The following is a 12,948-nucleotide window of genomic DNA, read 5'->3' as shown; positions in this document are numbered from 1 at the left end:
GGGCGTTACGGGACGACCGTGATCTTCTGCTTGAACGTCACGCGCATCGTGCCGCCATACTGGTCCATTCCGAGGAACGTGTAGGAGAACTCGTCAGAGCCCGTATAGCCGGGCTTGGCCACGTAATAGGGCGTCAAGCCCTGCACGCCCGCCTTCCCGACCCTGGGCTTCTGCGTGATCACCGTTTCGCTGATGGCGCCCGGGATGTTGTTGATGTTGAAGGTGCAGCCCTTGCCCGATTTCACGGTCAGCTCGCCCTCCACCGCCGCAATGCTGCCATTGAAGTAGATGGGTGCGCCGGAGCAGTTCTGCGCCGAGGCCGAGCCGGTGAAGAACAAAAATGCGGCCGCCGCCAGCCCGCTGACGAGTTCGAGCTTCCTCATGATACCCTCCTGCTGTCGTGGGGCTTCATCCACGAAACTCTTTATGTTACAACATATCGTTAGACAGCTTGGCAAGGAGGCGGCGCTGCTTCCCGTCGCTCCCGGCTTCCGCCATGTGTGCCGGAGCACCTGGATCGGCTGCGCAAATCTCCGGAGCATGGGTTCGCGCCGGCTCCAAAGCCGTCTATAGGCTTCCCGTCACAACCGGCCCGTTCGTGGATTCACCCCTGTGCCCCCTCTCAAGCTCACCCTCGTCGTCGCCGTCGCCCTCGTCGACCAGGACAACCGCATCCTCCTGGCCCAGCGCCCCGAGGGGAAGCAGCTCGCCGGCCTGTGGGAGTTTCCCGGCGGCAAGGTGGAGCCCGGCGAGCGGCCGGAGGAGACCCTCATCCGCGAGCTGCGCGAGGAGCTCGGGATCGCGGTGAAGGAGCCGTGCCTGGCCCCCCTCACCTTCGCGAGCCATGCCTATGAGAGCTTCCATCTCCTGATGCCCCTCTACGTGTGCCGCCGCTGGGACGGCTTCGTGCAGTCCCTGGAGGGCCAGGCCCTGAAATGGGTGAGGCCGCAGGAGCTGCGCCAGTATCCGATGCCGCCCGCGGACGAGCCCCTGATCCCGTTCCTCCTCGACCTCCTGGTGTGAGAGCCCTCATGTCCGCCGCGAAGGGGGAAGCCGCCGCGCTTCCCTCGGCCCCGACCCCGGTCTTCCTCGTGGCGAACCTCATCGCCTGCTCGATGCTGTGGTCCACCTCCTTTCTGTTCATCAAGCTGAGCGGCGAGGTGAATCCCTTCGTGCTCGCCGCCACGCGCGGGCTGCTGGGCGCGTCCGCCCTCGCCTCCTGGTTCGCGGTGCAGGCCAGGAGCATCCGCCCCGAACGCGGCGAATGGCGCCACTGGGCGATTCTCGGCGCCCTCAACGGCTGGGTGCCGAACGTCCTCGTGGCCTTTGCGCTGACGCAGATCGGCACCGCCCCCGCGGCCATGATCCAGGCTTCCGGGCCGCTCATCGTCGCGGTGCTGGCGCACCTGCTCTTCGCCGACGAGCGGCTGACCGCCAGGCGCCTCGCCGGGGTCCTCGTGGGCCTTGCCGGCATGGGCATCCTCATCGGCCCCGCCGCCCTGCCCGACAGCGGCCTCAGCCCCTGGGGCGCGCTGGCCATGGTGGCGACCGCGCTCAGCTATGCCACCGCGAACCTCTATGTCCGTTCGATCCGGCATGCGGATCCCGCGCGTCTCGCTCTCGGGCAGCAGATCTGTTCCGGCCTCCCCGCCACGGTGCTGGCGCTCGCCATCGCGGGTCCGTCCGCCTTCGCGGCCGTGCCGCCGAGCGCGGCCCCGCTCGTGGCCCTGGGGATCGTTTCGACGGCGCTGCCGATCCTGCTCTTCATGCGCCTCATCCGCCGCGCCGGTCCGACGAGAGCCTCGATGGTCGGCTATCTCCAGCCGGTCTGGACCGCCACCCTCGCCGTGCTCTTTCTGGGAGAGACCATCGGCGTGCGCGAGATGATCGGCGGAGCGGTGGTGCTCACCGGCGTCGCCCTTGTGTCGTTCAGCGGACGGCTCCGGCCCATGCGGTGAGCGCCGCCCGCCCCCAGGATTCCCGAAAGCAATTGCGGCCATCCACCGAATGGGGGTTCCCCTACCCCCGTTGAGGAACGGCCAATCGCGGCGGCACGGCGTACACTGAAGCCCGCGAACCACCCTCGAACGAATCGGCGCCTTGCCGTCCCGCAATGAAGGACGAGGCGGAAGAACAAACGTTCGCCGTGAGGGAAAAAATCATGCATTGGAAATTCAAGGCAAGTATCCAGAATGCGATCAGCACTCTCCCGCATTCGGTTTCATTTCATCTATATTATTGGATGCAAAGGCATTTCGGGGAGCTCAGGCAGTCAGATCCACTGAGCCGCCTGCACGCAGGCGTTCATATCTGGCAGAACATCCAAAGCCTTGGACACGATCCCAAGGGCAAGGTCTTCTTCGAAGTGGGTACGGGGCGCACACCCGTTGCCCCACTGGCATTCTGGCTGATGGGCGCGAGGCGGATCGTCACGGTCGATCTGAACCCTTACCTGAAGGGCGAGATCGTGAAGGAGCACCTCGCGTATATTTCCAACAATCAGGATCAAGTCAGGGGCATCTTCGGCAATCTGCTGTGTCCGGAGCGCCTTGACGCCCTGGTGCGGTTCTCGAAGAGAGGCCGGTTCGAGATCGAGGCGTTCCTCGCCCTGTGCCGGATCGAGTACGTTGCGCCCGGAGACGCGGCGAGGACCGATCTGCAGGACGGTTCGGTCGATTTTCACATGTCGTACACGACGCTGGAGCACATTCCGGAAGACGTGCTAAGGGACATCCTGAAGGAGGGCAACAGGATCGTTAAGCGAAGCGGCCTGTTCGTTCACTGCATCGATTACAGCGATCATTTCTGGCACGTCGACCAGAGCATCCCGGCCATCAACTTCCTGCAGTATTCGGACCGGGCATGGGAGCACTATGCCGGCAACAGGTACATGTACATGAACAGGTTGAGGCACGACGATTTCCTCGACCTGTTCCGTACAGCGGGACACCGCCTCCTGAAGGTCGTGCCGGAGATCGACCCCCGCGCCCATGAAATGATCGCCGGCCGCTCGTTCCGGGTCGACGACCGTTTTGCCGGGAAGACGGACGAGATCCTCTCGACCATCAACTCCCTCATCATCTCCCGGAAGGCCGGCCCAGCCCCGACCGTTGCGTCTTATCGCCTTCGCGATGGTCACGCTGAGACCATCGGCTTTTCCCGGCGTTAGGAGAGTTCACGGCCGAACGCCAGGAGGTGCCCCATGGATCGCAGAGACTTCAACAACGCGCTGACCGTCGCAGGCTTCGCGGGCGGCGTGGTCGCCCTCGGGGCGCTGATCACGGTCATGCTCGCTTTCGGCTGAACCGACGGAGGGCCGGATTCGGGCGGAGTATCGTCCTGCAGCCCTTGCGGCCGACGTGTCATGACAGGGCGCCGAGCGCCGCCCGGACCTCGGCCGGCATCTCCACGGGCCGCTGGGTCGCGCGGTCGACATAGACATGGACGAAATGCCCCTGCGCCGCCGCCTGCTCGGCCGACTGCCTGAAGATTCCGATCTCGTAGCGGACGGACGAGCGTCCGAGATGCGCGACGGAGATCCCCGCCTCCAGGGCATCGGGGAAGGCGACGCTTTCGAAATAGGTGCAGCCCGTCTCGACCACGAGACCGATGACGGGACTGTTCCGGAAATCGAGCAGCCCCTGCTCGAGGAGCCACCCGTTCACGGCCGTGTCGAAATAGGAATAGTAATAGACGTTGTTCACGTGCCCGTAGGCGTCGTTGTCCATCCAGCGGGTCGCGACGGGGCGATAGAGCCTGAAGGCGGCGCGGGTCAGGCGCTTGGGCTTCTCCGGCATCGGGCGGCCTACCATGCGGCTTCGTAGATCGCGCGCGCGTCTTCGAGCGCGACCGGGCGCGGATTGTTCACCAGGAGCCGGGTCTGGCGCATGGCGTCCTCGGCCATCATCGGCACCGCATCCTGGGGAATGCCCACGTCGCGCAGGCGCGGCTGAAGCCCGAGCCGGGCGCTGAGCTCGGCCAGGGCATCGGCGAAGGCGGCGCCGGTGGCGCGTCCTTCCAGGGCCGGAAAGGCGTGGGGCGCCAGCTCCGCGTAAAGAGGTTCGCAGGCGCTCGCGTTGAAGCGCATCACGTGCGGCAGCACGAGGGCGTTGGACAGCCCGTGCGGAACGCCGAAATGACCGCCGATGGGATAGGCCAGCGCGTGAACCGCCGCCACGGGCGAGTTGGCGAAGGCCTGGCCCGCCAGCATGGAGCCGATCAGCATGGCTCCCCGGGCCTCGCGGTCGTCGCCGTGATGCACCGCGCGCTCGATGTTGCGGCCCAGCAGCCGCAGCGCTTCCGCGGCGAGTGCCCGGGAGACCGGATTGTTGTTGGGGCTCAGCGACGTGTAGGCCTCGATGGCGTGCACCATGGCGTCGATCCCGGTCGCGGCGGTGACGTGCGGCGGCAGGCCCAGGGTGAGATCGGGATCGAGGAGCGCGACATCCGGGATGATGAGCGGCGAGACGACGCCCTTCTTCTCGTGCGAGCCGGTGGTGACGATGGAGATCGGCGTGACCTCGGATCCCGTGCCGGCGGTGGTGGGAACGGCGACGAGCGGGAGGCGCGGCCCTTTGGCGATGCCGACGCCATAGACAGCGGAGAGATCCTCGCCGCCCTTCGCGAGCAGCGCCACGAGCTTGGCCACGTCGATGGAGGATCCGCCCCCGAAGCCGATGACGCCATCGGCGCCGAAACCCCGCGCCTGCGCCACGGCCGCGTGCACGACCGCCTCCGGCGGATCGGCCACGACGCCGTCGAACACATCGACCGCGAGTCCGGCTGCCTCGAGGGCCTGCAGGGCGGGCGTCACCAGCCCCGCCTTCACCAGCCCCGCATCGGTGACGAGGGCCACGCGCGCTCCGAGGCGCGCCGCCGCGATCTCGCCGATGCGCGCGATGCTGCCGGGGCCGAAGACGACCGAGGGAGTGGTGTTGAAGGTAAAAGCGGACATGGGACCGAGATTGGCCCGCGCGGGCCGGGACGACAAGTCTCGTCCCGGCCGGAGCTGGGGACAGGCGCCGGGGCCGGACCTCGGCGCCTGTCGGTCAGAGCAGGAAGTCGTCCCGGGTCAGGCTCGCGTCGTAGTTCTGCAGCAGGATTTCGAAATCCGCCGTCAGGTTGCCGTCCACATCGGCCTGCACGACGGTATTGCCAAAGGCGTCCGTCTCGAACCGCACCTGCCCGGCTCCGGTGAAGCCGCCCGAGCCGACAAAGGTGAAGGCCTGATCGCCGTCGGCAAGAACACTGGCGTCGATGTCGCGAAGGTCGATCACGTCCGCGGAGGAGAAGTCGAGGATGCGGTCGCGGGTCGTCTCGCCGGCGAGACTCTCCGCTGCGGACTTGTACAGGAAGGTGTCTTGCCCCTTCTGCCCGGAGAGGACGTCGGCGCCGCTGCCGCCACGCAGGATATCGTTGCCGCTACCGCCGCGCAGGACATCGTTTCCGCCGCCGCCGCCGAGCCTGTTGTCGCCGGAGCTTCCCGACATGTAGTTGTCGAGGCTGTTGCCGCTGCCGCTCAGGTCGCGCCCCGTGCGCAGAGCGAGCTGCTCGACGCCGGCCATGTCGGAGCCTGACAGGCTGAAGCTCACCTTCGCCTCGATCCGGTCGATCCCGCCTTCCGCGCTCGTGTCAGTTTCGATGACCCGATCCCGGCGGTTCTCGACGCGGTAGACGTCGTCGCCCGCGCCGCCCACCATGCGATCGGCCCCGGTCGAGCCGTCGAGCAGGTCGTTGCCGCCCCCGCCGATCAGGTGGTCGGACCCGGACTCGCCATAGAGGCGATCCCTGCCGTCGTCGCCCCGGATCGTATCCCGGCCGGCGCCGCCATAGACGCGGTCGCTCCCCTCATGGCCGACGAGGGTGTCGTTCACGAACATCTCGTCGAGGCGGTTGAAGAGCGGCACTTCGTCGAAGGTGACTCCCTCGGGCAGATTCCTGCCGAGATTGATGCCGACCGTGTGCAATGCCGATGCCACGAGGGTGTTGCTGTTGGCGCCGTCCCCGGTGCTGAACCCGAAGGAATCGACCCCGTACAGGAGATCGGCCTTGTCCACGTTCACGGCGTGCTGAACCATGAGCTGCCACACGGCCTCGGGGTCGCGCCCGTCGAGGTCGATCTCCGTGCGATTGCGCTGCTCCGGCGTCTCCGATCCGCGCGCGTCGGCGGACCGCGCGAGCGGAATGTCGGCCTGGGTCACGAGCGTGAAATCCCCGCCCGCGTCGCCGCGGATGACCCGCTCGTCGAGAACCCGCCCGGCATCGTCCGTGACGGTCTTCACCAGATAGAGGTGCTGATAGGGAGTGACGAAGAAGCCGCGCAGGGTCACGGGCTTCGATTCGATTGCGATGGTCGTCGGCAAGACCGTCTCCTAAGCTAGTCCCGGCTGTCCCGGGGTACCTGCAACGGGCGCCGCGCGGTTAAGTTCCCGCAGGCGGGGCCGCCCCGCGCCGGAGCGGGGAAGAGCGTTGCGCCGCCCCCCGGATCGCACGATCTCTCGGAGGAACCGCCTAGTCCCGGAACTCCTCGATGGCATCCACCTTCTCGGGGTAGAAGGCCAGGTAGCCCGCGATCTCGCCGACGGCGGGAAACGGCTCCTCGTAGCTCCAGGCCGCGTTCTCCCGCACGAGCCCGCCCGCCGTCGCGGTGAAGTAGGAGGCGTCTCCCTTGTAGGGGCAATGGGTCCGGTGGTCCGTGGCATCCATCAGGTCCATCCTCACGTCCTTGCGCGGGATGTAGAGCACCGGCGGAAGCGTCGCCTCCCGGAGGGTCAGGGCCTCCGTCGTCTCGGCCACGATGAAACCGCCGAGGACGACCCGGATGCGGTGGGGGTTCTTCTCGATGGTGATCGGATGATCGGGTCCGGGCTCTTTCATGGCGGCACCTGCTTCATGGGCTCGGCAACGCAAATAGCGCGGCGGGCCGGCAACCCAAGAGGCGTGTCGGGAGCCCCCGATACATCAGTCCTTCTTCGGCACCTCTGTCGGGTTCTCCGGAACGCCGAGGGCATCGGCGAGGCGCATCTTGGCCGAGCCGGGCCGCAGGGGTTTCTGCTGGCTCTCGTGCGGAGTCCAGCCGGACAGCCAGATGATCTCGAAGGTGGCGGGCAGCCGGCCGTCCGGATCGGCGAAACGCTCCGCGTAGATCTGCGCCGTCCGCAGGAGCGTGGCGCGGCGCAGGGGCGTCCGGCGGCGGTCGTTGAGCGAATTGGTGAACCCCATCCGGCGCAGGTCCCGCATGAGCGCGAAGGGATCGCCGTAGCGCACCCGCACCACCTCCGAATCCGCCACGGGGAGCGCGAAGCCAGCCCGCTGCAAGAGCCCGCCGAGGTCGCGCACGTCGGCGAAAGGCGCCACGCGGGGACTCACCCCCCCTTCCAGCTCGGCCTCCGCCTGGGTGAAAGCCTGACGCAGCTCGTTCAGGGTCGCGCCGCCGAGAAGCGCCCCGATGAAGAGCCCGTCCGGCTTGAGGGCGCGGCGGATCTGCACGAGAGCCCCCGGAAGATCGTTCACGCTCTGCAGGGCGAGAAGCGACACCGCGAGGTCGAAGCGCTCGCCCGCGACGGGCAACCGCTCCTCGTCGCCCAGGATGCTGCCGGGCTCCGGAACCGGCGCCACGCGGACCACCTCCTCGGCCCGGCCTGAGAGGCGCAGGGCCTCGGCGACGGCAGGCGTCGGCGTTCCGACGTCGAGAGCCAGGGGGAAGGGCCGCAGCACCGTGGACAGGCGCTCCTCCAGGTCCTCGACGGCGCGGGCGAGCAGGAAATCGGCATAGCCCGCCTTCACCGCGCGGGCGAGGCGGTGGCGGACGAGGGGACGGTCGAAGACGAGAGGTGCGCTCATGAGGCGCTGGATATGGCGTGAAAGGCCCTGAGAACCAAGAGCCTTTCGGCCCCTCCGGGCAGAGAGATGTGCAGGACCGGCGCCATGGCTAAGCTCTGCCCATGACGGGAATGCGCGAACCGGGCCTGCTGCGAACCTTCCTCCGCCGGGCGGGCGCGTCGGCTCTCGCCCTCCTCTATCCGCCCACCTGCATCGCCTGCCAGGCGGCCACGGGCGAGGCCCATGCGCTCTGCGCCGCCTGCTGGGCCGGGATCCGCTTCATCGAGCGGCCCTATTGCGAGCGGCTGGGCACGCCCTTCGCAGTCGATCTCGGCCAGCCGCTCCTGTCGCCCGCCGCCATCGCCGATCCGCCGGTCTTCGGCCGGGCCCGGGCCGTGGCCGAATACGACGGGACCGCGAGCCTTCTCGTCCACCGGCTCAAATACAACGACCGGCTGGACCTGGTGCCGGCCATGGGCACCATGATGGCCCGCGCCGGGACGGAGCTGCTGGCGGAGGCGGACGCGATCGTGCCGGTCCCGCTCCACCGCTGGCGCCTGTGGCGGCGCCGGTTCAACCAGGCGATGGCGCTGGCTGCCCGCGTGTCGTCGGAGAGTGGCGTGCCCTGTGACCCGTTCCTCCTCGCCCGCGTCAAGCGCACGCGCCGCCAGGTCGGGCTGACCAAGGCGCAGCGGCAGGAGAACCTGCAGGGCGCCTTCCGGGTCCCGCCCGAGGCCAAGGCGCGGCTCCATGGCAGGCGGGTGCTCCTGATCGACGACGTGCTCACCACGGGCGCAACCGCGAACGCCGCCTCCCGGGCGCTGCTGCGCGGCGGCGCGGCCTCCGTCGACATTCTCGCCTTCGCCAGAGTTGTGACAGAAGCCTGAAGCTTCCTATATCTTCAGTCCCGAAGGTTCACGGAGACAGGCTCGAATGCCCGACATCACGATCTACACGAAGAGCTGGTGCCCCTATTGCGCCGCCGCCAAGAAGCTGCTCGACGAGAAGGGCGCCGCCTTCACCGAGATCGACATCGAGGCGAAGCCCGACCGGCGCGCCGAGATGGTCCAGCGGGCGGGCGGCCGCACCAGCGTGCCGCAGATCTTCATCGGCGACCGCCATGTCGGCGGCTGCGACGATCTCTACGCCCTGGATGACAAGGGCCAGCTCGAGCCGCTATTGCAGGCCTGACGAGAGATTCGAGGACCCGATGACCCCAACCCGCTTCACCGCCGCCTGCGTCCAGATGCGTTCCGGGCGCGATCCCCTCAAGAACCGCGACGCCGCGGTGGCCCTCGTGCGCGAGGCGGCCTCCCAGGGCGCCCATTTCGTCCAGACGCCGGAGATGACCTCCCTGGTGGAGCGCGAGCGGGCGGCCCTGTTCGACAAGGTCGGGCCGGAGGAGCAGGACCCGACGCTGCTGGCCCTGCGCGAGGTGGCCCGGGAGCGGGGCATCGTGGTCCATCTCGGCTCGAACGCGATCAAGAACGGCGACAAGATCGCCAACCGCGCCTTCCTGATCGGCCCGGACGGCGAGATCGTCGCCTCCTACGACAAGGTCCACCTCTTCGACGTGGACCTGCCGAACGGCGAGAGCTGGCGCGAATCCGCCACCTATACCGGCGGCGACCGGGCGGTGCTGGCCGAGACGCCCTGGGGCTGGCTCGGCATGACCATCTGCTACGATGTGCGCTTCGCCGCGCTCTACCGGGCGCTGGCCGAGAACGGCGCGTCCTTCCTGTCGGCCCCCGCCTGCTTCACGAAGCAGACCGGCGAGGCCCACTGGCACGTACTGCACCGGTCGCGGGCCATCGAGACGGGCTCCTTCATGATCTCGGCCGCGCAGGGTGGCCTGCACGAGGACGGGCGTGAGACCTTCGGACACTCCCTCATCGTCGATCCCTGGGGCCGCGTGCTGGCGGAAGCCGGCACCGAGCCGGGCGTGATCCTCGCTGAGATCGATGTGGGCCTCGTGGCCGATGCGCGGGGCCGGATCCCGACCCTCAAGAACGCGCGTCCGTTCCGGGTCGAGGCGGTTCCGGCGCCGGCGCCGGTCGGACAGGCCGCATCGGCCTAGGCCGTCCGTCCGGGTTGAAAAGCGAGGCCATAACTCCCCATCTTCCGGTCATGATCAAGTATGCCCTGGCCTGCGATCAGGCTCACGAATTCGAAAGCTGGTTTCCCTCGAGCGACGCGTACGAGACGCAGCGCAAGCGCGGCTTCGTGACCTGTCCCTATTGCGACTCGGCCAAGGTCGAGAAGCAGATCATGGCGCCGCGGATCGCCCGCACGGACAAGGCCGAGGCTCCCGCCTCGCAGCCGCAGCCCGTCGCGGCCTTCTCGGAGAAGGAGCGGGAAATCCGCGCCATGATCCGCGCCATGCGCGAGCATGTGATTCAGAACGCGGAGAACGTCGGCAAGGGCTTCGCCGAGGAGGCGCGCAAGATCCACTACGGCGAGGCGGAGGAGCGGTCGATCTACGGCGAGGCCGACGGCTCCGACGTGCGCTCGCTCCTCGAGGAAGGCATCCAGGTGCTTCCCCTCCCCATCGTGCCGGACGACCGGAACTAGCGCTTCCATGATCGGGGACGACGCGGCTTCACGGACCCGAAACCTCGCCACCGGTGAAACCCTGTTCCGGCAGGGCGATGTTGCGACGGGCATGTTCCGGGTCGAGAGCGGAGCGATCAGGCTGGAGCGCACGACCTTCGATGGCCGCAGAATCGTCCTTCACACCTCGCATCCGGGCCAGTTCTTCGCCGAGGCGTCCCTGTTCGCGGAGCGCTATCACTGCGACGCCCTCGCCATCGAGGCGTCTGTCGTGCGCTGCTATCCGAAGCAGGCCGTTCTGGAATGGGTCGAGCGGGACCCGACGGGCGCCACGTCCCTTCTCGCTTCGATGGCGCGACAGCTCCAGGGGCTACGCCATCAGCTCGAGCTCCGCAGTGTGCGCTCGGCCCGCGACCGGATCCTGCTGCTGCTCGAATCCCGCTCCGAAGCGGACGGATCGGTCCGCCTCCCGCCGCGGATCCAGGATCTCGCCTTCGAGCTGGGGTTGAGCCGCGAGGCGGTCTACCGGGGACTGGCCGATCTGGAAGAGGCGCGCCTCATCGCACGCACGCACTCGTCCATCCGCCTGCTGAAGCCTCAGGCCGTATGATTGCGATCATACGGCCGCGGGAGAGATGGGCGTAAAAGGAGCTTTCTTCGGAGAGCTTCATGATCGGATATACCTTTGCCGTTCTCGCAGTCCTGGCGTCGGGCGCACCTGCTCTCGCCCAGCATCGTCACCCAGGCGGGCATTCCCCCTATGCGGGTTTCGAGCGGCGCCCGATCAAGGCCCTGTCGGACCAGCAGATCGCCGACCTGGAGAACGGGCGCGGCATGGGCCTTGCCCTCGCCGCCGAGCTGAATGGCTATCCAGGTCCGCTCCATGTGCTCGAACATGCCGACGCGCTCGGCCTCTCACCCTCCCAGAAGAGCCGGGTGGCGGAGCTTTATGCAGCCATGAAAGCCGAAACGATCGGGATCGGCTCGCGCCTGATCGAGCAGGAACGGAGCCTGGACCGGCTCTTTTCCAGCGGCACGATCACGCCGGCCGCGCTCGAAGACGCCATGGCCACCATCGGCGCGACGCAGGCAAAGCTGAGAGGCGCCCACCTCGAATACCACCTCTCCACCAGGAATATTCTCACGCCCGAACAGACCGCTGTCTACAACGGGCTCCGCGGGTATAGCGCCCGTTAGGCAGGAACCGGCATGCGACGAACCCCGTTTCGCCGCAGCCCGTTAAGCTGCGCCGGATCCGTTCATGACCCTCTTCTTCACCAGCGACACCCATTTCGGCGATCCCCGGGTGCTGCGGATCGACAAGCGACCGTTCGGGACGATCCCGGAGCATGACGCGGCGCTCATCGCCCGCTGGAACGAGACGGTCTCGCCGGACGACGAGGTCTGGCACCTCGGCGATTTCGCCCTGCATGTGCGCCCGGAGCGGATCGAGGAGCTGCTCGGGCTCCTGAACGGGCGCAAGCACCTCGTCATCGGCAACAACGACGGCCCGGCGACGCTCGCCGCCAAGGGGTGGGACAGCGTTCAGGCCTATGCGGAGCTGCACGTGGACGGCCATGCGGTGGTGATGTGCCACTACGCTTTCCGCACCTGGAAGAACATGGGCCGCGGCTGGATCGACCTGCACGGCCACTCCCACGCCAAGCTGAAGCCCCAGACGCGCCAGTACGACGTGGGCGTGGACGCCTTCGACTACCGCCCCGTCACGCTCGGGACGATCCTGGCCTCGCGCCAGCGCCGCCGGAAGACGGCCTCCTGAGCCGTCAGTCCCGCGCCGCGAGCAGCATGTAGTTGACCGCCATGTCCCGCGAGAGGGACCAGTCGCCCCGCAGCGGGTTGTAGGCGACGCCGGTCGTGTCGGCGACGCGGAAGCCCGCATTCTCGATGGCGGCGGTCAGCTCGTCCGGGGTGACGAACTTGTCCCATTCATGGGTGCCCTTGGGCAGCCAGCCGAGCACGTATTCCGCGCCCACGATGGCGAGGGCGAAGGAGCGCAGGGTCCGGTTGATCGTCGCCATGGCGAGCGCCCCGCCCGGCTTCACGGCCCGGGCACAGGCCTCCACGAAGGCCTGCACGTCGGCCACGTGCTCCACCACCTCCATGGCCAGCACCATGTCGAAGGCTTCTCCCTTGGCCACCACGGATTCCACCGTCTCGTTCCGGTAGTCGACCTCCAGGCCGGCGCGCTCCGCATGGAGCCGGGCCACGGAGATGTTGGTCGGGGCGGGATCGAGGCCGGTCACCCGCGCGCCGAGGCGCGCCAGGGGCTCGGACAGAACGCCGCCGCCGCAGCCCACGTCGAGGATCGTGAGCCCTTCCAGGGACCGGGGCGAGCGGGGATCGCGCCCGAACCGGCGGCAGGCCTCGTCCCGCACATAGGCCAGACGGACCGGGTTGAACTTGTGGAGGACCCGCATCGGCCCCTTCGGGTCCCACCAGGTCTCGGCGATCCGCTCGAAGCGGGCGACCTCGGCCGGGTCGATGGTGGTCGATGCGCCCTCGGACATCGGCAAACTCCTTTGGCTCCCCCTCGAAAGCGAGAGGACATATGCAATT

17 protein-coding genes are annotated in these 12,948 nt (G+C 68.0%); 10 read left to right on the top strand and 7 right to left on the bottom strand.

The features are described 5' to 3' along the window. Positions 1 to 5 precede the first annotated feature (5 nt). A complete protein-coding gene (locus tag ACFOYU_RS02655; protein WP_377032300.1) occupies positions 6 to 383 on the bottom strand; it encodes a hypothetical protein in 378 nt (125 codons plus the stop codon). A 229-nt stretch (positions 384 to 612) separates the two neighbouring features. Here ACFOYU_RS02655 and ACFOYU_RS02650 point away from each other — a divergent pair, with 229 nt between their 5' ends. From ACFOYU_RS02650 to ACFOYU_RS02640, 3 genes are all read left to right on the top strand, one after another. After that, complete coding sequence (locus ACFOYU_RS02650) at positions 613 to 1,023, top strand: (deoxy)nucleoside triphosphate pyrophosphohydrolase (protein WP_377032299.1); 411 nt, start codon at positions 613 to 615, stop codon at positions 1,021 to 1,023. A gap of 8 nt (positions 1,024 to 1,031) precedes the next feature. Then, positions 1,032 to 1,958 (top strand): DMT family transporter, encoded by a 927-nt coding sequence (locus ACFOYU_RS02645; RefSeq protein WP_377032298.1) that lies wholly within the window; start codon positions 1,032 to 1,034, stop codon positions 1,956 to 1,958. A 203-nt stretch (positions 1,959 to 2,161) separates the two neighbouring features. After that, on the top strand, positions 2,162 to 3,169 hold the full coding sequence (locus ACFOYU_RS02640) for a methyltransferase domain-containing protein (RefSeq protein WP_377032297.1): 1,008 nt from the start codon (positions 2,162 to 2,164) through the stop codon (positions 3,167 to 3,169). A gap of 193 nt (positions 3,170 to 3,362) precedes the next feature. Here ACFOYU_RS02640 and ACFOYU_RS02635 read toward each other — a convergent pair whose 3' ends face one another. From ACFOYU_RS02635 to ACFOYU_RS02615, 5 genes are all read right to left on the bottom strand, one after another. After that, on the bottom strand, positions 3,363 to 3,812 hold the full coding sequence (locus ACFOYU_RS02635; protein ID WP_377032296.1) for an acyl-CoA thioesterase: 450 nt from the start codon (positions 3,810 to 3,812) through the stop codon (positions 3,363 to 3,365). Beyond that, complete coding sequence (locus tag ACFOYU_RS02630; RefSeq protein WP_377032295.1) at positions 3,806 to 4,954, bottom strand: iron-containing alcohol dehydrogenase; 1,149 nt, start codon at positions 4,952 to 4,954, stop codon at positions 3,806 to 3,808. Before ACFOYU_RS02630 ends, ACFOYU_RS02635 begins: the two co-directional genes overlap by 7 nt. 94 nt (positions 4,955 to 5,048) lie before the next feature. Continuing rightward, the gene (locus ACFOYU_RS02625) at positions 5,049 to 6,362 is read right to left on the bottom strand and encodes a calcium-binding protein (protein ID WP_377032294.1); all 1,314 of its coding nucleotides are present in this window, start codon (positions 6,360 to 6,362) and stop codon (positions 5,049 to 5,051) included. Positions 6,363 to 6,510: 148 nt separating this feature from the next. Further along, complete coding sequence (locus tag ACFOYU_RS02620) at positions 6,511 to 6,876, bottom strand: DUF427 domain-containing protein (protein ID WP_226737526.1); 366 nt, start codon at positions 6,874 to 6,876, stop codon at positions 6,511 to 6,513. An 84-nt stretch (positions 6,877 to 6,960) separates the two neighbouring features. Further along, the gene (locus ACFOYU_RS02615) at positions 6,961 to 7,842 is read right to left on the bottom strand and encodes a methyltransferase domain-containing protein (protein WP_377032293.1); all 882 of its coding nucleotides are present in this window, start codon (positions 7,840 to 7,842) and stop codon (positions 6,961 to 6,963) included. A gap of 110 nt (positions 7,843 to 7,952) precedes the next feature. On the opposite strand from ACFOYU_RS02615, the gene ACFOYU_RS02610 reads away from it, so the two are divergent. The 7 genes from ACFOYU_RS02610 to ACFOYU_RS02580 all read left to right on the top strand — a co-directional run bounded on the left by ACFOYU_RS02610 (position 7,953) and on the right by ACFOYU_RS02580 (position 12,151). Beyond that, a complete protein-coding gene (locus ACFOYU_RS02610) occupies positions 7,953 to 8,708 on the top strand; it encodes a ComF family protein (RefSeq protein ID WP_377032489.1) in 756 nt (251 codons plus the stop codon). 46 nt (positions 8,709 to 8,754) lie between these two features. Beyond that, a complete protein-coding gene (grxC, locus tag ACFOYU_RS02605) occupies positions 8,755 to 9,012 on the top strand; it encodes a glutaredoxin 3 (protein WP_226737530.1) in 258 nt (85 codons plus the stop codon). Between the two features lie 19 nt (positions 9,013 to 9,031). Further along, the gene (locus ACFOYU_RS02600; RefSeq protein ID WP_377032292.1) at positions 9,032 to 9,898 is read left to right on the top strand and encodes a carbon-nitrogen hydrolase family protein; all 867 of its coding nucleotides are present in this window, start codon (positions 9,032 to 9,034) and stop codon (positions 9,896 to 9,898) included. Positions 9,899 to 9,948: 50 nt separating this feature from the next. Continuing rightward, entirely contained in the window at positions 9,949 to 10,392 is a 444-nt protein-coding gene (locus ACFOYU_RS02595) for a DUF1178 family protein (RefSeq protein WP_226737534.1), read from the top strand. Positions 10,393 to 10,399: 7 nt separating this feature from the next. Beyond that, positions 10,400 to 10,981 carry a Crp/Fnr family transcriptional regulator gene (locus ACFOYU_RS02590; RefSeq protein ID WP_377032291.1) on the top strand — a complete coding sequence of 194 codons (582 nt, stop codon included), beginning with the start codon at positions 10,400 to 10,402 and terminating at the stop codon, positions 10,979 to 10,981. 59 nt (positions 10,982 to 11,040) lie between these two features. Continuing rightward, positions 11,041 to 11,568 carry a Spy/CpxP family protein refolding chaperone gene (locus ACFOYU_RS02585; protein ID WP_377032290.1) on the top strand — a complete coding sequence of 176 codons (528 nt, stop codon included), beginning with the start codon at positions 11,041 to 11,043 and terminating at the stop codon, positions 11,566 to 11,568. Between the two features lie 64 nt (positions 11,569 to 11,632). After that, entirely contained in the window at positions 11,633 to 12,151 is a 519-nt protein-coding gene (locus ACFOYU_RS02580) for a metallophosphoesterase family protein (protein WP_377032289.1), read from the top strand. Between the two features lie 4 nt (positions 12,152 to 12,155). On the opposite strand, the gene ubiG is transcribed toward ACFOYU_RS02580, so the two are convergent. Continuing rightward, positions 12,156 to 12,899, bottom strand: a complete 744-nt coding sequence (gene ubiG, locus ACFOYU_RS02575; RefSeq protein ID WP_226737542.1) for a bifunctional 2-polyprenyl-6-hydroxyphenol methylase/3-demethylubiquinol 3-O-methyltransferase UbiG — start codon at positions 12,897 to 12,899, stop codon at positions 12,156 to 12,158. Positions 12,900 to 12,948: the final 49 nt, after the last annotated feature.

The organism is Microvirga sp. GCM10011540, from assembly GCF_042650665.1.
GTDB lineage: Bacteria > Pseudomonadota > Alphaproteobacteria > Rhizobiales > Beijerinckiaceae > Microvirga > Microvirga lenta.
This window is presented reverse-complemented; position numbering and strand designations above follow the sequence as displayed.